Below are 17,720 nucleotides of genomic sequence, written 5' to 3'. Positions count from 1 at the left end.
GGCGAACATCTAGTTGGTACTGGTGCTTGGCACTGGTGGTCAGCTGAGGTTTGGCGGGCACCGGACTTGCAGAAGCGTAGGGGAGTGGACCGCATATGTGGAACGCAAAAAGGGTCTGCCCCTCACGAAAGTTAATTCGTGAGGGGCAGACCCTTAGCTGTATGAAGGCTTAGTGCTTCAGCTCTTTAGCCGAGTAGCTGTCGCCTTCAACTGCGTGGTGACCGTGAGCCATAGCTTCTTCAAGCTCGCGTGGCGTCACTGGAGCAACGCGGTCTTCGAAGAACAAGCGGGAAAGTTTTCCACGCTGCTTCTCCCAGAACGTGACCTTGCCCTGCTCGTTTGGCAGTGCAGGGATAACGTCTGGCGACTCCCAAGCAACCAACTTGTAACGCTTGTACTCATCCAGGTACTCGTGACGCTCGGAGTATCCGCCAACTGGGGACATCTCGATGATGCCGGCTTCGCGACCGTGCAAGACGATCTCGCGATCCTTGCGCTGCAGCGAGAGGCAGATACGGCGAGTGATGATGAAACCAAGGATGGGGCCCAAGAAGAAGAGGGCACGCAACCAGTAGGTGACGTCATTCAGTGCCACGTGGAAGTGAGTTGCAATCAAGTCAGAGGAGGCAGCAGCCCACATGACGCAGTACCAGATGAATCCGGCGACGCCCACAGCCGTACGGAATGGGGCGTTGCGTGGACGCTCTGCGATGTGGTGTTCGCGGTTGTCCTTCGTGATCCAACGCTCAATCCAAGGCCAGCCGATCATCACACCAATGAGGATGGCGGCAGGAAGCATTGGAGCCAAGACGTTGAGAACCAGGTTGTTAGCGCCCCATGGCAGTGGAATAACCCACTCGAAGGAGAAGTCGCCAAGCACACCAGGCATCAAACGAAGAGCACCGTCAACCCAGCCGATGTACCAGTCAGGCTGTGTACCTGCGGAAACGGGGGATGGGTCATATGGACCGTAGTTCCAGATCGGGTTGATCGTGAAGAAGCCCGAGATCAGAGCGACGATACCGAAGATGATGAAGAAGAAGCCGCCGGCCTTAGCGCCGAAGACGGGTCCAACCGGTGCACCAACAACGTTCTGCTCCGTGCGACCTGGGCCAGCGTACTGAGTGTGCTTGTGCAAGACCACGAAGATCATGTGAAGCGCAATCATGAGCAGGATCAGAGCTGGAACAACCAGCACGTGAAGGATGTAGAGACGGCCGATAATCGCGGTGCCCGGGAACTCGCCACCGAAGAGGAAGAACGAGATGTAGGTACCAACAACAGGGATGGCCTTGATAACACCGTCGATAATGCGAAGGCCGTTACCGGAAAGAAGATCATCGGGGAGGGAGTAGCCGGTGAAGCCAGCAGCCATACCCAGGATCAAAAGAACACAGCCGATTACCCAGTTGAGTTCGCGTGGGCGGCGGAATGCGCCGGTGAAGAACACGCGGAGCATGTGCACTGCCATAGCGGCAACGAACAACAGGGCCGACCAGTGGTGTACCTGGCGGACGAACAAGCCGCCGCGGATGTCGAAGGAGATGTCCAAAGACGAGGCGTAAGCCACGGACATCTCGACGCCCTTGAGCGGGTTGTAAGAACCGTCGTAGGGAGTCTCCGCCATGGACGGATCAAACCAGAAGGTCAAGAAAGTGCCGGACAGCAACAGGATGACGAAGGTGTACAGAGCCACTTCACCAAACATGAACGTCCAGTGGTCAGGGAAGACCTTGCGGCCGAATTCCTTGACCATTGCCGAAGCGGATACGCGCTGATCTACGAAGTTCGCGATCTTGCCCGTAGTCGTCTTGGGCTGGAATTCCTGGCTAACAGTGCTCATCGTTCACCACGCTCCCAGTAGCTAGGACCAACAGGGGACTTGAAGTCGCTCTGAGCCACGAGGTATCCCTCAGGATCCACGGTGATCGGGAGCTGCGGAAGTGCGTGACCTGCTGGACCGAAGATGACCTTGCATTCCTGCGTGAGGTCAAACGTCGACTGGTGGCAAGGGCACAAGAGGTGGTGGGTCTGCTGCTCGTACAAAGCGACAGGGCAACCAACGTGGGTGCAAATCTTGGAGTACGCAACGATGCCGTTCACGTGCCAGTTTTCACGACCGGGGGAGATCTGCATCTTCGAAGGATCCAGACGCATCAAGAGAACAACGGCCTTAGCCTTCTCGTTCAGCTTGCCTTCGTGCAGTTCGTTCAAGCCATCAGGGATGACGTGGAATGCAGAACCGATCTGAACGTCGGATGCCTTGATTGGAAGACCGGAAGGGTCGCGAACCAAGCGAACATCCTTGTCCCACATGGTGTAGCGGAGACGGTCAACCATCTCGCCAGCACTGAGCTTGGAGGTGTCCAAGTCGCGGAACATGAAGATTGCCGGAAGAGGTGCAAGTGCCATGGCACCGATCAAGGTGTTACGGATCAGCGGGCGGCGCTTGATGCCAGATTCGTCGAGGATGTCCTCAACCATCTTGGCGGCTTCCTGGCGATCTTCTTCCTTGGTGATCTCATGACGCTCTTGGACCCACTCGGTGTCCGGCATCAAGGTCTTGGTCCAGTGGACAATGCCTACGCCGATGCCCAGCATGGCGCATGCGGTTCCCAAGCCCAGAAGCATGTTCTGAAGGCGAAGGTCAGCAATGTTAGTGGTGTGTCCTACAACAAAGTAGGAAACGAAGAAGAGGAGCGTGCCAAGAATGGAGATGATGAACAACCAAGAAACTTGGCGTTCTGCTTTTTTGGCAGCTGCTGGATCGGTGTCCGCGAGCCGTGGCCGGTGCGGCGGTAGACCCGGATCCAGGAATGTTTCCGAGGAATCCGGGCCAGCCGTAGCAACGGTGCCGGACTCATTCGGCCCCCCGTGACTATGGTTGCCCATATTGTGTCTCATCCTTCTCTCAATAGGAATGTTTGCAAGTGATGTTTGGTAGTGAGACTACCGAAAATTCAAGGAATTACGAGGAGCGGGAGGTGATCCAGATGGTGAATCCGATAACCATTGCAAGTCCGGCAGTCCAGACCAACAAGCCTTCAGACACTGGGCCAAGCGATCCAAGCTGCGCGCCACCTGGCGATCCCTGAGCTTCGATTTCCTTCAAGAAGGTGATGACGTCGCGCTTCTCTTCTGGGGTGATGTTGGAGTCATTGAAGACTGGCATGTTCTGTGGGCCAGTCGCCATTGCTTCGTAGATGTGCTTTTCAGAAACACCAGCAAGGGTTGGAGCGAACTTACCGCGGGTCAAGGCGCCACCAGCTGCAGCTGCGTTGTGGCACATTGCGCAGTTCACACGGAAGACGGTTCCACCGTTGGCGGAGTCGCCGCCCTTGTCCAAGTACTCCTCGGAAGGAATGCCTGGGCCTGCACCAAGCGATGCAACGTATGCGGACAACTGTGCAATTTGTTCTTCATCGAACTGAACCGGCTTAGCCTGGGCCTGCGGTCCCTGCATCTGCATTGGCATACGTCCGGTGCCAACCTGGAAGTCCACAGCTGCGGCGCCAACGCCAACCAACGATGGGCCAGCGTCGCTGCCTTCAGCGTTCATTCCGTGGCAGGTTGCGCAGTTTGCCACGAAGAGCTTTCCACCTTCTTCAACGTCCTCAGCGGACGCCGTGGTGGACGCACTAGCGCCACTCAAGTTTGTTGCGGCGAAATACAAACCGCCGGTGACCAACAGACCAATCATGAGAAGCGCAAATGCGGCGAGCGGATGGCGACGCCGTTGCGAAATAGCCTTCACGAGCTTTTTCCTTACCTAGTGTGAGCGATATCAGTCTTTAGCGGCTTCTACTTGAGGAAGTAGATGATTGCGAAGAGCGCAATCCACACCACGTCAACGAAGTGCCAGTAGTAGGAGACAACAATTGCTCCCGTTTCCTCGAACTGGCCAAAGTTGCGGGCCAATAATGCGCGACCGATGATCAGCAAGAAAGCGATCAATCCGCCGGCGACGTGGATGCCGTGGAAGCCAGTGGTGAGGTAAAAGGCTGAACCGTAAGCGTGCGAGCTTAGGGAGATTCCGCGGTGAACGAGTTCGACGTATTCAAACGCCTGAACCGAAACGAAGATCGCACCCATGATGAAGGTGAGTACGAACCATTCGACCATTCCCCATTCCTTGAACTGGAAGAGGCCACCGGATCGGCGGGGCTTGTGCCGTTCGGCAGCCCAGACACCGAACTGGCAGGTTACCGAGCTCAGGACGAGGATGATCGTATTCATAAGAGCGAAGGGGACGTTCAGCTTCGCCGTTTCCGTTGCCCACAATTCGGGCAGAGCGGCACGCAGTGTGAAGTACATTGCGAAGAGAGCGGCGAAGAACATCACCTCGCTTGAAAGCCAGACGATGGTGCCGACCGAAACAAGGTTCGGGCGATTCGGCACCGGGTGGGCCGGGGCGTTTAGGGCATGAGTTGCAGTGGTCACCCACCTATTATGTCGGTGACACGCCCAAAGTCCCAACGCAATTTCAATCGCGTCGCATGTGTTTCTTCCCTAATTAGTGGGGAATCCGCGAAATTCCGCGGGAGAAACATTTCCTCTGTTTCTACGAAACGTAGATAACCTATCGGTGTGTCAACGAAACAAGTAGCTCAGAAGTTCCCAAATTGGCCCACAATCATCACCCGATTGATTTCTCACGAGGATCTTTTGGTACAGGATGCGAACTGGGCGATGGCGGAAATCATGGCCGGCAATGCCGCTGATGCTCAGGTCGCGGGCTTCCTCGTTGCGTTACGTTCTAAGGGCGAAACGGTCGAGGAATTGAGCGGTCTCGTTGAAGCGATGGTTGCGGCTGCAAAGCCCCTGAATATTGGGGGAGAGAAGCTGGACATCGTGGGTACTGGCGGCGATCGCCACAACACGGTGAACATCTCGACCATGGCTTCTCTCGTGTGCGCCGGTGCGGGTGCCCGCATTGTTAAGCATGGAAATCGGGCCGCGTCCTCTTCTTCGGGTTCGGCAGATGTGATGGAAGCGCTCGGTGTGAAGTTGGATGCGCCGGTAGATCAGCTGGAAACCATCCTGGATACCGCTAACATCACGTTCTGCTTCGCTCAGGTTTTCCATCCGTCGATGCGTTTCGCTGCCCCTACCCGCAAGCAGCTGGGAGTGGCGACGGCCTTCAATTTCATGGGCCCACTAACGAATCCGTCCTTGCCTACTGCTTCGGCTATCGGTTGCGCGGATGCCCGCATGGCCCCACTCATGGCTGGCGTCTTGGCTCGCCGCAATCAGCGCGCCCTCGTCTTCCGTGGCGCTGACGGGCTCGATGAGCTCACTGTCACCGCAGAGAATTCTGTGTGGGAAGTTCGCAATGGTCAGGTGACTGAGTCAGTGTTTGACGCTCAGTCACTCGGCATGCCCCGCGCCACCCTCGAGGATTTGCGCGGTGGCGACGCCAAGCACAATGCCCAGGTGGTTATTGACATCCTCAACGGTGCCCGCGGTCCGGTGCGCGACGCCGTCGTACTGAATGCCGCAGCCGGGCTAGTTGCGTTCGATATCACCGCTGAAGATCCGCTGTTGGATCGTCTTGCCGCGGCAGCCAAACGCGCAGAAGAATCCATCGATTCCGGTAAGGCTCTCACCGCCCTCGAAAGTTGGGTCTCGGCCACCACGCGTGCCATGAACGAATCGTAGTCACAAGCTATTAGGCTTGTTTTTATTGATACAAGCTTCTAGGCTTGTCTAATGATGGTTCTCACGATTGACCAACGCGGTTCTCGTAAGGGTTCCGACAAGGTTCAAGCACTACTTGAAGATTTGCGTAGTGTGCGAACTGTACGACCTTTTCAACGCACTGCCGGGGATGAAATTCAGGCCGTCCTGGATGATCCGGCAATTGCGCTGGGAATTGCGCTGCATTTAGCGAATTCTGGGTCATGGTCCGTGGGTATCGGCGTGGGACCGGTGAGCACCCCGCTGCCCGCGGAAACACGTGCCGGCTCGGGTGAGGCCTTCATTCTGGCGCGCACGGCCGTAGAGAGCGCCAAGAAGAACTCGGCGAATATTTGCTTGAAGGCCCGCCCGGAACACTACATTGCCGCGGAACGCATCGATGCGTCCTTACAGTTGGTTTCCTTGATAGAACGACGACGCAGCGCGGCTGCCGCGGAAGCCGGTGCGTTACTAGCCAGTGGGCTCACGCAACGCGAAGCTGGCGAATCCCTCGGCATTTCGCAGCAGGCTGTTTCGCTACGGCTTTCCAATGGATTGTGGCATGAGGCCGAACGCATGAAAGCATGGATCGTCACCGATCTGGGGGAGCTGAGTTCATGATGTGGAGCGCGTTAGTAGCATTTGTGCTCATTGCGCCGATATCCGTTCCGCTGATCATCAAGCGGTACCAGGAGTCCTCTAAAGCCTTAGTGTTCGGAAGCGCAATCACCATTCTGGTTCTTGGCGCCTACGCAGCAATCGTGGGCAGTATCAGAATCGAAAGTGCCCCCATTCCCGGGGTAATCGTTGCCATCTCGGGTGTACTGGTCTCCGCGCTCGGTGGCGGACCCATCACCGTTGCAATCCTGCGGGCCTCGCACCGCGTAGATCTTGATCAAAGCGAAGAATCAGCCCCCGCACCTGCTGCTGCAACGTCCGCGACCGTCAACATGCCAACGTCAGTTCCCGGAGCCGAAAGCATCTCCGCGGTTGAACTGAAATCCTTATCCGAAGAAAACACCGAACACGATCCAGTCCTGCGCGGGGGATTGTGGATTGGATTGCTTGAACGCATCGCCGTCACCACCACACTCTTAGTGGGTTGGCCTGAAGGCATTGCCATTGTCCTTGGCGTCAAAGGCCTTGGACGATTCAAAGAACTTGGAAAAGAAGGTGCCGCAGAACGATTCATTCTGGGCACCTTCGCAAGTGTGTTGTGGGCTTGCGCAAGCTACGGAATTATCCAGCTCCTGCGCTAGCGCTCTAGGACATCACCTCAGTGGTTTACTCGAGGCCGATCGAGAACGCTGCTTCCAGATCATGCTCTGAGTAGGCACGGAACGCGATCTGAGTGTTCGTCTCTTGGACACCCTGAACCTTGGACAGCTGGTTGGCGATCACGTCAGCCAGGTCCTCGTGCTTACGCACTCGCGCAATGGCAATGAGATCCCAATCGCCGGCGACCGAGTACACCTCACTAATTCCCTGAAGTTCGGAAATCTCCTGAGCACATTCTGGGATGCGATCAGCCTCAACCTGGATCATGACAAATGCGGTAATCATCACTGAGCCTTTCTACTATCGAAACCTACTTCGAGCTTAGGCCAGTTCGCCGAGACTTTCGCGAAATCAACGCCCGTATTGCGGCATGAGCCACCAAGAACAAGCCCAGCGTCACGAAAGTGACGATTTGGAACGCAGGCGCCGCCGTCGCACCAAAAAGTACGCGGAAAACCAAACCTAAGCCCGCCGTCACTAGCCACGTAAGAACAGCATCCGGCCAGATACCTCCCACGCGCCGCGGCCACGCAAAACGCGCAACCACGGAAATGAGGAAGTAGGCAAGGAGAAACGGGGCTGCTGTCTGAGCGATGCCAAGGATGGAGAGGCCATGCTCATGAGTCTGACGGCCCAGCATGGTGAAAACCACAATGAGAACAACGTCAACAAGGTAGCGACTTACAGAATTCTTCATGTTTCCACTGTAGATACTTGCCACGGCTTACAAGGAGTTTGAGTCCGGCAATTGAACTCTAGGACGGCCGGTCGGATTCACTAAAGGGGCCAGCGGGGGAGAGCGGGTTCACCTGGCCATTACCAATGGATATGTCTTCAGAGGGTCGGCGTTAACTAATTGTTTGCCCGCTGATAAATGCTGGCCAGAACTTACGAGCATCAGATCATAGATTGACGCACAGAGCGAGAATGAGATCTGCCGAGAACAAGGCAGACAAAGCTCAACACAATGGGCACTCAGGCGATAATGAGCTCAATAAGCTACGGCCACTGGGGAGGCCCGATAAACATTACTGGCACGTCTGCGTATCAGGTTCGGGCGTGTTGCCAGGACGTTCCCGGATGGGGTGGGTCGACTGGGCGACTGGGTGCACCGCGGTTTCTTACGCGTACTACCCGGCTAGAGGTGTCCTCGGGCCCACCGGTAGGGTTCAGACGAAGTTGGCGCGGACGCGGGACGTCTCGTCGTCGCTGAGCCACTCCAAGCGGTACCGCGTCGGTTCCTCGTTCCGGTAGGGCTGGCCGGAGAACTCGCCACGCTCCCACGAGTCGATTTCATCATCCAGCTCTTCCTCGTCCAGCATGGCATCGTCGAACTGCCCGTCCGGGTAGTCCATGTAGAGCATCACGAATTCGCGCGGGGCCGACCAGCGTCGCCACCACATGTGCCCGCTGACTTGAGTGCAACACACGCCCACATCTGCATAGATCAAACCGGACGCGCCGTCTGGACCAATAATTCGGCCAGCCCGTCGGCGATACGGGGCAAGGCGCGGGTGTGGAACTTGGTCAGGCTCAGGAAATGCAGGAGGGTTCCACGACATGGACCCATTCTGTCAGCTCGAAATCGATGGGAACCTAGGGCTGCCCTCCTCGACATTGGATCCATTGCCGGGCCGATGTTGTGGCTCTGCCGGCAGGGGTTAGGACGGCGGGACGTTGTGGTTTGCCTTCAGGTCGGCGTAGCGTGCCCAGGGCTGTGCGGAGGCTTCGGAATGGAGGAACGCGACCTGGTGGCTGAAGCCGAGTGCGTCGGCGACCAGTGGTGGCGGCGCGGCGGAGAGGTGTTCGTCCAGGGCTGTGTTTCGCGCGCCGCGCAGTTCGAGGCCGAGGCTGCGGAGCCTGTCCATGATGGTGTTGGGGTGGAGATGCTGGCCTGTCCGGGTTCCCGGGAAAAGCCAAGGGCTGTCCGACCCCGATCCCGTTCTGAGATTGGGACGGTTTTGGAGGTACTGCGTGAGGAGTTCCGCGAATGGCTGCGGGACGGGCACGGGATGCGTGCCGAGGGTGATGCTCAGCGTCCCGGTGTTGTCGTTGACGCTGATTGCGTCGCTGCGGAGCGCGGCCACCCGGACCAGGGGCTGGGCATAGAGGAGAAGCAGTATGCCGGCGACCCGGTAGGGCGGGGACTCGCTGTTGCCGGTGAGCATTTCCCGGAGCCACGCGAGGCGTTCCTCCTGCGTGATGGCCGGGCGGCTCTTGGCCTTGTAGTGGCCGATCTCGACACGCGTGTTCGTGCCGGTCTTCTTCGCGAACACGAAGAACGTCCGGATGGCCTTTCTTGTGGTTGGTCCCGTTGAGAGCCAGGTGTCAACGTCCTGCTGGGTGCTGGTGGAGGCGGTGCGCTGGTGGGTCTGCCAGAGCCAGCCGAGGAATTTGATGGTTTCGGTGATCTCTTGTTTGGCTGCGTGCACGGGACCGCGGGCAGTCGAGTCCGGAGTTGCCATGACCCGGATGCGCCTGAGGTGGTGCCATTTGGCGAATTGTTCGATGGGTTTGGCGACTTCGGCCGGCAGGGCGCGGAGCTTGTCGTCTATCCAGGTCTCGAAGCGGCTGAGGTACGGGTCGCGCTGGGGGAGAAGTTCGTGGTGCATGAGCAGTGCCCGGAGGTGCTCGGCTGCTCGTCCTGCGCTGTCGCTGTGACTGTCCAGCCCTTCGTGGGTCAGAGGTGTCTGGCCGCTCGAGAGGGATGCCAAAAGCGCTTGGACCCTGGGGGAGCGCTTCCAGGTGATGACACTTTCGGGGCGCTCGGCCTCGCAAAGGACGTTGATCAGCCTTGCTGCACTTTTCGGATCGTCTGGGTTGGTCAGCAGCAGGGCGGTGAGGTCGTCCCTGAGGGCGCAGCGGGCGCAGATGCCGCGGCGGTAGAACTCGCCTTCGTGGCCGCAGCGGGTGCAGTGGAAGTCGTGGTGGATGCCGGCGCACGGTGCGCACCGCGGTCCTCCCTCGCCTGAGGGTGGGCCGGGGAGGAGTCTGTGCTGTCCGCAGTCGGGGCAGGTGCCGCGGGTTCGGGTCGCCAAGGTGAAGCAGGGACCGCAGATCTTGCCTTCTGGCCAAGTCGCCCGTGCCCTGCCGGCGGCGCGGCCGCAGCGGGAGCACTGGACGGAGCCGTTCGTGCGGGGGCGGCCGCGGGCGGTGTTGCGCCGCGTGAGTCCTGCGGGTGGTTCAGTCGTCATCGTCGATGATGCGGGCGCGGCGTGGGCGGACAGTCCGGTTGAGGTCCACGACGTTGGGCGAGTTGTTGGTTCCGGTCTTGCGTGCCCGCACGTCGGCGGCGGTGACGGTGATGAGGTCTTCGGGTCCGCAAGAGAAGATGTCGCAGATGGCGGCTATGACCTGCAGGGCTACGCGTTCAGGCTTCTGGTTGACGATGCGGTAGACCTGGGGCCTGGAGAGATTGATTCCGCGTTCGGCCAGCAGGGGGATGAGGTCGGTGGTGTTGTGCAGTCCCCGGACCGCCATCAGCTCGGCCAGCCGCCACGTGTATTCGACTTGGCGCTTCATTGCTCTCCTCCGGATTGCGGTCCCAGCGCCTCGCCCAGCGTGCGGTCCAGAGAGGCCCGCAGGGTGGTGTTGCGGAAGTCGTCGCTGACGAATTGGTAGATTCCGGTGGTGGAGGCGTGTTCGTGGCCCATTTGGTATTGCACGAATCTAGGATCCCACCCGGCTTCGAGCAGGTGCGTCGCGTAGGAGCGCCGCAGTGAATGCAGGTCAAGCCCGTCCGATGGCATTCCAAGTTCGTCGAGGTACCGCCGGAGCCGGCGCAGGAGGGTGGACTCCACGATCAGGCCGCCGCGTTCGCTGGGGAAGAGGTCGGGCGTGTGGAGTGTTCCGCGGCCATTGGCGAGCCAATCCTCCAGGATGCCTGCGGTCCAGTCGAAGACGGTCAGCACGCTGCGGGGCTTGGGCGGCGAAGCCCTGCGGGACTTGCCGAAGCGGACTTTGCAGACACCGAATCTCCCGAAGCCGCGGGCGCGGGGGTTGGTTGCGAAGTCGACGGACTGCAGGTGCCGGAGCTCATTGAAGCGCAGCCCGTAGGAGTAGGCCACCTTGAGCATGACGGTGTCGCGGTAGGCCGCCTTCCAGCCCTTCTTGCCCGAGGCCTCGATGAGTCCGACCTCGTCGTCGGCGTGGTCGAAGACCCTCTGGAGTTCCTCCTTGGTGAAGGGCCGTTTGGCGGGGCGGCCCTCGAACCCCTGCACGTGCGTGGCCGTGTTCCACTCGTAGAAGACCTGGGAGGGATGGGTGCCGAAGAGCTGCTCGCAGGCCCTATCCCAGCCGTAGTCGGGGTTGGAGACGTATGTGGTGAAGTGGCGCAGTGCGGACTGGTGGGCGCGGAGTGTCGCATGGCTCACGCGCCGGATCGAGCGCAGGTCCCCGAAGTACTCCTCGACGTGGGCCGGCGTCCAATTCCAGGGAAACTCGTTCACGTGGTCCACGAACCTGCGGACATACCGGGCGCGCTGGTCGATCGTGTCGAACTTGAGGTTTCGCGAGAGCTGCTGGTTGCGCCAGCCGTCCAACATCTCGTCCAAGGTCTGCTGTTCGGGATGCAAGAGCGGAATGGAGCCCAGCAGATACACCCGACCTGATCCGTCGACCGCCATTCCGCCTCCAAGTCCGTTGTATTGATTGAATCAATGATTCATCAATTGCATCATCCGGGCAAACGAACAGGTCAGACGCGGTTTCTGGCGGCCTAAGCCCCTGATCCGCGCAGATCCGCGGAAGGACTGCCGCTACCGTTCCAATTCGGTGGACCCCTGAAACACCGCGGCCCAGGGGGCGGCAAGTGTCCGGACCCGAACGGCCGCGGGAGAGGGCCTGACTGATTCATCCGATGAGATACGCAGAGTACTTAGTTTACATAATGTATATTATCGGCATTATAAATAAACGTGGGAGCGGCCAGGAATTCTCAGGAATTTCACCAAACACAACCCTCACTGAATAACGCCCACGACGTTATCCCAGTTCCACGCACGTGCCTTCTGAAATCACACGGATGTCACCATCGACCACGGCAATTGCTGAATCGTCATCCATGGCGAAGGCTGGATGATCAATCTGCTCAAACCATTTCTCAGCAGCCTGCAACGAATTGGTCGGCATGTCCGGATGGTTCAGGTGCGGGAAGATTGAAAACTCGATGGCACTCAGACCGGCGTCTGCAGGCGCTGGAAGATCTTCACGGCCCCAAATGTCTTTTGATCCAGAGGTCATGAACTCACGGCCGATTCGTGGCGTCAACACCATGCTGCCGGCGCTCACACCCACCCAGACGAGATTCGAGAATCGTTGCAGCTCATCCCAAAGGCCTGATTGCACCAGCCAATGACGAAGATAGATTGCATCGCCGCCGTCCACCAAGAGCACATCCGCCGCTTCAAGCCACGGCAACCAGCGTTCCTTGTTCATACTCGGTAACGCCAGTAGCTCTAACAGCCCCACGGATTTCCATCCCAAGCCGGTCATATGGGACGGCTGCTCACCGGCCACAAAATTCCACATGCTCTGTGGTGTACACCAGGGATGTCCGTATTGCGCGGTGGGAATACACAGTGCCGTGGATTCGGAAACGGGTTTCCCCGGGAGCCTCTCGAGGGCCTCCCGAATGCTGTCGTTAGTGATGCCGCCGGAGGTCAGCAGGAGTTTCATGACGTTGTTCCACCAAGCATGCCATCTAGTGTGGCACGGCACTCGCGAAAAACAACGATGGGTTCAACAATCACATCTTCGGCCGACAACTCCCCCCAGCGCATCCAGCTAGTCCGCCACAGCGCAAGCGAAATTTCGGCAACCAAAAGCAAGCTCGCGGCGTCGTAATTCGGCAAATTCCGTTCTAAGGACTCCCGCAAAACCTTGCCCAAGTACTGCTCCTGAGCGGCCGCAAGCGAGCGCATATCCCCCTCTGTCGCCAGTAGGCGGGCGATTCTGCGGTGCTCCCCCGCACTCGGTTGATTTTCGGAGAGCATCACGCTTTCGGCGACGTTAGCCATGATGCGCAATAGATCAGAGGTGCTCTGAACGTTACTGAAGTCAACGGATGCCATGGCGTCCACCATGCGTCGTTGACCAGGCAACGCTGCCTGCTCCTTGCTGGCAAAGTATCGAAAGAACGTGCGCGAGGAAATGCCTGCTGCGTCCGCAATATCCTGCACCGTAGTGGCAGCCACGCCCTTTTGCTCAAAAAGCGTAATCGCGGCTTCGTGGATTTCGTTTTCCGTTTGAAGTCGACGCCGCTCGCGCAATCCGAGGGGCTGCTCACTGGATTTACTGGGGCTCACTACCCCTCCCTTACGTCGTTGTATCGAATGTCACCAGTATATGTCACTTACGACAACTTGTCACAGTGTGCCATAATTTCAACAGAGCACTTTCGTGCAATCGAGGTCACCCTCCAGCCACACAGAAACAGGTACCCGCATGTCTTCATCCCTCCAGCCGGAGGAATCCGCGCCATCACAGACGGACGCTGTTCAAGCGCTCGACCGCAAGGGCGTCACTACCATCATCACGGTGCTGGTCATCTCCGCCTTCTTGATGATCCTGAATGAAACCGTCCTTTCGGTTGCACTTCCAAATCTCATGGCCGAGTTCAACGTTGATGCAGTACAGGTCCAGTGGCTCACTACAGGCTTCTTGCTCACCATGGCCGTGGTCATTCCGACGACCGGCTTTCTAACTCAGCGGTTCACAACGCGCACACTGTTCACCGTGGCGATCTCGCTGTTCATTGTGGGCACGCTCGTCGCAGCGCTAGCACCGTCTGTTGGCGTCATTTTGTTGGGCCGCATCATTCAAGCGGGCGGCACGGCCATCGTCCTGCCTTTGCTCATGGTTACCACGCTTACGCTGGTGGCACCTGCTCGCCGCGGTACCGTCATGGGATTGAACTCCGTGGTGATTTCTGTGGCACCGGCCATTGGTCCCACGCTCTCCGGACTCGTGGTGAACACGTGGGGTTGGCGCTGGATCTTCGGGGCCATTGTGCCGCTGGCGGTCATCTTGTTGATCGCGGGCTACGTCTCACTCAAGCACAAGAACCCGACTCGCCGCGCTCCCCTAGATCTCCTCTCGGTTGCTTTCTCGGCGGTTGCCTTCGGCGGGCTGGTCTACGGTCTCGCGTCCATCTCTTCCATCATCGGCGGATCTATGGCCCCTTTGGGCGCCTTCGTGGTGGGTCTCATTGCATTGGCGATCTTTGTCCAGCGACAGATTGCGCTGCAACGCAAGGATGATTCAGCTTTGCTGAACCTCAAGCCCTTCAAGTTCCACAATTTCCGCATCGCCGTGACCATTCTGGTGATCGCCATGGGAAGCATGCTGGGAACCGTCATGGTCCTGCCAATTTACCTGCAGAACGGCCGTGGATTCAGCGTGCTCGAAGCTGGCCTGGTACTCCTTCCAGGCGGCCTGATCCAGGGCATCGCCTCACCGTTCATCGGCCGTCTCTATGACAAGCTCGGCGCACTCCCCCTCGTGCTTCCGGGCGCCGCGCTCTTGGCGGGCGGGCTCTGGTGGATGACCACCCTCGACGCCGAAAGCTCATTGACTACGGTGATCATCACGAACGTGGTGTTCAGCTTGGGCATGGCCATGGTCATGACTCCCCTGATGACGACGGCGCTTGGCTCGCTTCCGCGCGAGTTGTACGGACACGGTTCAGCGATTTTGAATACGCTTCAGCAACTCGGTGGCGCAGCAGGCACGGCGGGCTTCATTGCCGCCCTCTCGATTGGCGCGGCGACGGCAGCGAGCAGCGGTTCTGATGAAGCTCACGCCGTTATTGCCGGCGCGGACGTTGCGTTCTCGCTCGGAGGCATCCTTGGAATCATCGCCATCATCTTGGCGTTCTTCCTGCGCAAAGATGCGTCGAATCAGTCCGCTTAAGCGGTCACATACTCTTTGAGGTAGCGCCCCGTGAGCGTGGAGGCATCGGCCACCAGCTCCGCGGGCGTGCCCTCAAAGACCACGGTGCCACCGTCAACACCAGCACCCGGGCCCAGATCAATGATCCAGTCCGCGTGAGCCATCACGGCCTGATGATGCTCAATAACAATGACGGATTTCCCGGATTTCACGAGTCGGTCCAGCAAGCCCATGAGCTGTTCCACGTCCGACAGGTGGAGCCCGGTGGTGGGTTCATCGAGGACGTAGATTTCGCCCTTATCCCCCATCTGGGTTGCTAGCTTGAGGCGTTGGCGTTCGCCGCCGGACAGAGTGGTGAGCGGCTGGCCAAGGCTCAAGTAGCCCAAGCCCACATCAGACAAGCGCTGCAGGATCTTGTGCACCGCAGGGATTTTGGCGTCTCCTTCACCGAAGAACGCCTCGGCCTCATCCACGGGCATCGAAAGCACTTCGTGGATGTTCTTACCAGCGAGCCGGTACTCGAGCACCTCCGGCTGGAAACGCTTGCCCTCACAGTCCTCACAGGTGGTCCCCACAGTCGCCATGAAACCGAGCTCCGTGTAGACCACGCCGGCACCGTTACAGGTGGGGCAGGCTCCCTCAGAGTTGGCACTGAAGAGCGCCGGCTTGACCCCATTCTCCTTCGCGAACGCCTTGCGAATAGGTTCGAGCATCCCAGTGTAGGTCGCGGGATTGCTCCGGCGAGAACCACGAATGGCCGTCTGATCGATCGACACAACGCCGTCATTCTTGGCGATGGATCCATGAACCAGCGAGCTCTTACCTGATCCTGAAACGCCCGTGACAGCCACCAGAACGCCGAGTGGCACATCCACATCAACGCTTTGAAGGTTGTTTTCCGAGGCACCCCGGATCTGCAGAGTCCCCTTGGGCTTGTTCACGCTGGCCTTCAGGGTGGAGCGATCATCCAGATGCTTTCCGGTGACGGTGCCGCTCTTGCGAAGATCCTCGACGGATCCTTCAAAGCAGATCTGTCCACCGCGCGATCCCGGCCCTGGGCCAAGGTCCACCACGTGATCGGCGATCTCAATCATTTCTGGCTTGTGTTCCACCACTAGCACGGTGTTGCCCTTGTCCCGCAAGCGCTGCAGGAGCTCGTTCATGCGCTGAATGTCATGCGGGTGCAGTCCCACGGACGGCTCATCGAACACGTAGGTCACATCCGTGAGTGCAGATCCCATGTGGCGGATCATTTTCACGCGCTGGGATTCACCGCCGGACAGAGTGCCGGACGGCCGATCCAGCGTCAGGTACCCCAGGCCAATTTCCACGAACTGATCCAGGGTGTGCTGCAGGTTCTCGACGAGCGGACCCAAGGCCGGCGCTTCCAGAGAACGGAGCCACACAGCCAACTCGTTGATCTGCATGGCGCAGAGATCGGCGATGTTTTTGCCGTTGATAAAAGAGTTTCGCGCAGGTTCCGCTAAGCGAGTGCCATCGCACGCGGGGCACATTTTGAAGGTAGCAATGCGGTCCACAAACGCCCGGATATGCGGTTGCAAAGCGTCCCGATCCTTGGAAAGGAAGGACTTTTGAACTTTAGGAATCAGGCCTTCGTAGGTCAGGTTAATGCTGTCGATCTTGACCTTAGTGGGCTCTTTGTAGAGCAGGTCGTGCATCTCAGACTCGTTGAACTTCGCGATCGGCTTGTCTACGTCGAAGAAGCCCGATCCGGAGAAGATCCTCATGGCCCATCCGTCGGCGGTGTAACCAGGGATCTTAAATGGTCCTTCGGCCAGTGACATCGAGGAATCGTAGAGTTCGTCCAGGATGATGTCGGAGACCTGTCCGCGGCCCTCACATTCGGGGCACATGCCGCCGGTCTGGTTGAACGTCTTCTTCTCGGCGACTTCTTTGCCGCCCTTGGTCACTTTCATGACGCCACTGGCGCTGACGGAGGGCACATTGAACGAATACGCGTTGGATGAGCCGATGTGCGGTTCGGCGATGCGACTAAAGATGATGCGCAGCATGGCGTTGGCGTCTGTGACGGTGCCGACGGTCGAGCGCGGGTTAGCGCCCATGCGCTCTTGGTCCACGATGATCGCCGTGGTGAGCCCTTCCAGCAGATCCACTTCTGGCCGGCCGATGTTGGGCATGAATCCTTGCACGAAGGAGCTGTAGGTCTCGTTGATCATGCGCTGCGACTCCGCAGCGATGGTTCCGAACACCAAGGAGCTCTTGCCGGAGCCTGAAACCCCGGTAAACACCGTGAGTCGACGCTTGGGAATCTGGACAGACACGTTTTTCAGGTTGTTCTCATTCGCGCCGTGAACGCGAATCATTTCGTGACTGTCAGCCAACGGCACTGCGGCCATGAGTCCTCCAAGGGTGACAAAACAAGGGCTTAGCGAATTGATCCTACCGGCGGCGCTTGGAAGAAGTCGTGAATGATTACCACTGCCCGGCGTAGACCACCACGGGAATGCCGGTTCTGCTGACGGTGTGCCGCTCAAGACGCATGCCGACCTTCTCCGCGACCCGCCGTGACGCGAGGTTCTCGGGGTGAATGATGGAGATCAGTCGCTTGTGCCCGAGGGACAAGGCCAGATCGCGGCTCGCGATGGCGGCTTCCGTCGCTAGGCCCTGCCGTTGCCATCCGGGGCGCACGTGGTACCCAATTTCCAGTTCTTCGGTGCCGTCAATTTCCTGCCACGTGAGTCCGCAGTCCCCTATAAAGGACGACGACGCAGCTCGACTCCCGCTGTCTGCTTGTGTCGCGCTGGGCGTGGGTTCGCCGACTGGGGTCACGTCACTGCGAGCGCGAAGGATCCAGAGACCGAGTCCGTCTCGCTGATAGTTGCGTTGGTTCCAGT

The 17,720-nt window shown here is 58.8% G+C and carries 19 protein-coding genes; 5 read left to right on the top strand and 14 right to left on the bottom strand.

Annotated features, from left to right (window positions below):
* Window positions 1–169: 169 nt before the first annotated feature.
* The 4 genes from qcrB to ctaE all read right to left on the bottom strand — a co-directional run bounded on the left by qcrB (window position 170) and on the right by ctaE (window position 4,440).
* Window positions 170–1,843 (bottom strand): cytochrome bc1 complex cytochrome b subunit, encoded by a 1,674-nt coding sequence (gene qcrB / locus HD598_RS03020; protein WP_183663719.1) that lies wholly within the window; start codon window positions 1,841–1,843, stop codon window positions 170–172.
* Window positions 1,840–2,892 carry a cytochrome bc1 complex Rieske iron-sulfur subunit gene (gene qcrA, locus HD598_RS03015; protein ID WP_183663717.1) on the bottom strand — a complete coding sequence of 351 codons (1,053 nt, stop codon included), beginning with the start codon at window positions 2,890–2,892 and terminating at the stop codon, window positions 1,840–1,842. Before qcrA ends, qcrB begins: the two co-directional genes overlap by 4 nt.
* Window positions 2,893–2,968: 76 nt before the next feature.
* Window positions 2,969–3,754: a cytochrome bc1 complex diheme cytochrome c subunit gene (qcrC, locus tag HD598_RS03010; RefSeq protein WP_183663715.1), complete on the bottom strand. Its 786-nt coding sequence runs from the start codon at window positions 3,752–3,754 to the stop codon at window positions 2,969–2,971.
* A gap of 47 nt (window positions 3,755–3,801) precedes the next feature.
* A complete protein-coding gene (gene ctaE, locus HD598_RS03005) occupies window positions 3,802–4,440 on the bottom strand; it encodes an aa3-type cytochrome oxidase subunit III (protein ID WP_183663713.1) in 639 nt (212 codons plus the stop codon).
* Window positions 4,441–4,587: 147 nt separating this feature from the next.
* Between ctaE and trpD the strand changes: the two genes are divergently transcribed.
* The 3 genes from trpD to HD598_RS02990 are packed head-to-tail and all read left to right on the top strand — an operon-like array spanning window position 4,588 to window position 6,935.
* Window positions 4,588–5,658: an anthranilate phosphoribosyltransferase gene (gene trpD, locus HD598_RS03000; RefSeq protein WP_183663711.1), complete on the top strand. Its 1,071-nt coding sequence runs from the start codon at window positions 4,588–4,590 to the stop codon at window positions 5,656–5,658.
* A gap of 51 nt (window positions 5,659–5,709) precedes the next feature.
* A complete protein-coding gene (locus HD598_RS02995; protein WP_183663709.1) occupies window positions 5,710–6,297 on the top strand; it encodes a hypothetical protein in 588 nt (195 codons plus the stop codon).
* Window positions 6,261–6,935 carry a hypothetical protein gene (locus tag HD598_RS02990; protein ID WP_183663707.1) on the top strand — a complete coding sequence of 225 codons (675 nt, stop codon included), beginning with the start codon at window positions 6,261–6,263 and terminating at the stop codon, window positions 6,933–6,935. Before HD598_RS02995 ends, HD598_RS02990 begins: the two co-directional genes overlap by 37 nt.
* Window positions 6,936–6,960: 25 nt before the next feature.
* Here HD598_RS02990 and HD598_RS02985 read toward each other — a convergent pair whose 3' ends face one another.
* The 4 genes from HD598_RS02985 to HD598_RS13420 all read right to left on the bottom strand — a co-directional run bounded on the left by HD598_RS02985 (window position 6,961) and on the right by HD598_RS13420 (window position 9,566).
* The gene (locus HD598_RS02985; protein ID WP_183663705.1) at window positions 6,961–7,239 is read right to left on the bottom strand and encodes an Lrp/AsnC family transcriptional regulator; all 279 of its coding nucleotides are present in this window, start codon (window positions 7,237–7,239) and stop codon (window positions 6,961–6,963) included.
* A gap of 25 nt (window positions 7,240–7,264) precedes the next feature.
* Window positions 7,265–7,651: a DUF3054 domain-containing protein gene (locus HD598_RS02980; protein WP_183663703.1), complete on the bottom strand. Its 387-nt coding sequence runs from the start codon at window positions 7,649–7,651 to the stop codon at window positions 7,265–7,267.
* A 472-nt stretch (window positions 7,652–8,123) separates the two neighbouring features.
* A complete protein-coding gene (locus HD598_RS02975) occupies window positions 8,124–8,516 on the bottom strand; it encodes a hypothetical protein (protein WP_183663701.1) in 393 nt (130 codons plus the stop codon).
* A gap of 99 nt (window positions 8,517–8,615) precedes the next feature.
* Window positions 8,616–9,566, bottom strand: coding sequence for a site-specific integrase (locus tag HD598_RS13420; RefSeq protein ID WP_260170475.1), 951 nt, complete (start codon window positions 9,564–9,566; stop codon window positions 8,616–8,618).
* A 45-nt stretch (window positions 9,567–9,611) separates the two neighbouring features.
* Between HD598_RS13420 and HD598_RS13415 the strand changes: the two genes are divergently transcribed.
* Complete coding sequence (locus HD598_RS13415; RefSeq protein ID WP_260170474.1) at window positions 9,612–9,926, top strand: hypothetical protein; 315 nt, start codon at window positions 9,612–9,614, stop codon at window positions 9,924–9,926.
* Between the two features lie 211 nt (window positions 9,927–10,137).
* Here HD598_RS13415 and HD598_RS02965 read toward each other — a convergent pair whose 3' ends face one another.
* The 4 genes from HD598_RS02965 to HD598_RS02950 form a co-directional block, all read right to left on the bottom strand.
* On the bottom strand, window positions 10,138–10,476 hold the full coding sequence (locus HD598_RS02965; protein ID WP_183663697.1) for a helix-turn-helix domain-containing protein: 339 nt from the start codon (window positions 10,474–10,476) through the stop codon (window positions 10,138–10,140).
* On the bottom strand, window positions 10,473–11,579 hold the full coding sequence (locus HD598_RS02960; protein WP_183663695.1) for a tyrosine-type recombinase/integrase: 1,107 nt from the start codon (window positions 11,577–11,579) through the stop codon (window positions 10,473–10,475). The genes HD598_RS02965 and HD598_RS02960 overlap by 4 nt, the downstream gene beginning before the upstream one ends.
* Before the next feature lie 358 nt (window positions 11,580–11,937).
* Entirely contained in the window at window positions 11,938–12,630 is a 693-nt protein-coding gene (locus HD598_RS02955) for a Type 1 glutamine amidotransferase-like domain-containing protein (RefSeq protein WP_183663693.1), read from the bottom strand.
* Window positions 12,627–13,259: a TetR/AcrR family transcriptional regulator gene (locus tag HD598_RS02950; protein ID WP_071893597.1), complete on the bottom strand. Its 633-nt coding sequence runs from the start codon at window positions 13,257–13,259 to the stop codon at window positions 12,627–12,629. The genes HD598_RS02955 and HD598_RS02950 overlap by 4 nt, the downstream gene beginning before the upstream one ends.
* Before the next feature lie 139 nt (window positions 13,260–13,398).
* Here HD598_RS02950 and HD598_RS02945 point away from each other — a divergent pair, with 139 nt between their 5' ends.
* Window positions 13,399–14,865, top strand: coding sequence for an MDR family MFS transporter (locus HD598_RS02945; RefSeq protein ID WP_183663691.1), 1,467 nt, complete (start codon window positions 13,399–13,401; stop codon window positions 14,863–14,865).
* On the opposite strand, the gene HD598_RS02940 is transcribed toward HD598_RS02945, so the two are convergent.
* Together HD598_RS02940 and HD598_RS02935 are read right to left on the bottom strand one after the other, a co-directional pair.
* Window positions 14,862–17,222 carry an ATP-binding cassette domain-containing protein gene (locus HD598_RS02940; RefSeq protein ID WP_183663689.1) on the bottom strand — a complete coding sequence of 787 codons (2,361 nt, stop codon included), beginning with the start codon at window positions 17,220–17,222 and terminating at the stop codon, window positions 14,862–14,864. The genes HD598_RS02945 and HD598_RS02940 overlap by 4 nt on opposite strands.
* Window positions 17,223–17,298: 76 nt before the next feature.
* A complete protein-coding gene (locus tag HD598_RS02935; RefSeq protein ID WP_183663687.1) occupies window positions 17,299–17,655 on the bottom strand; it encodes a GNAT family N-acetyltransferase in 357 nt (118 codons plus the stop codon).
* Window positions 17,656–17,720: the final 65 nt, after the last annotated feature.

The organism is Neomicrococcus aestuarii (assembly GCF_014201135.1).
Taxonomy (GTDB): domain Bacteria; phylum Actinomycetota; class Actinomycetes; order Actinomycetales; family Micrococcaceae; genus Neomicrococcus; species Neomicrococcus aestuarii.
This window is presented reverse-complemented; position numbering and strand designations above follow the sequence as displayed.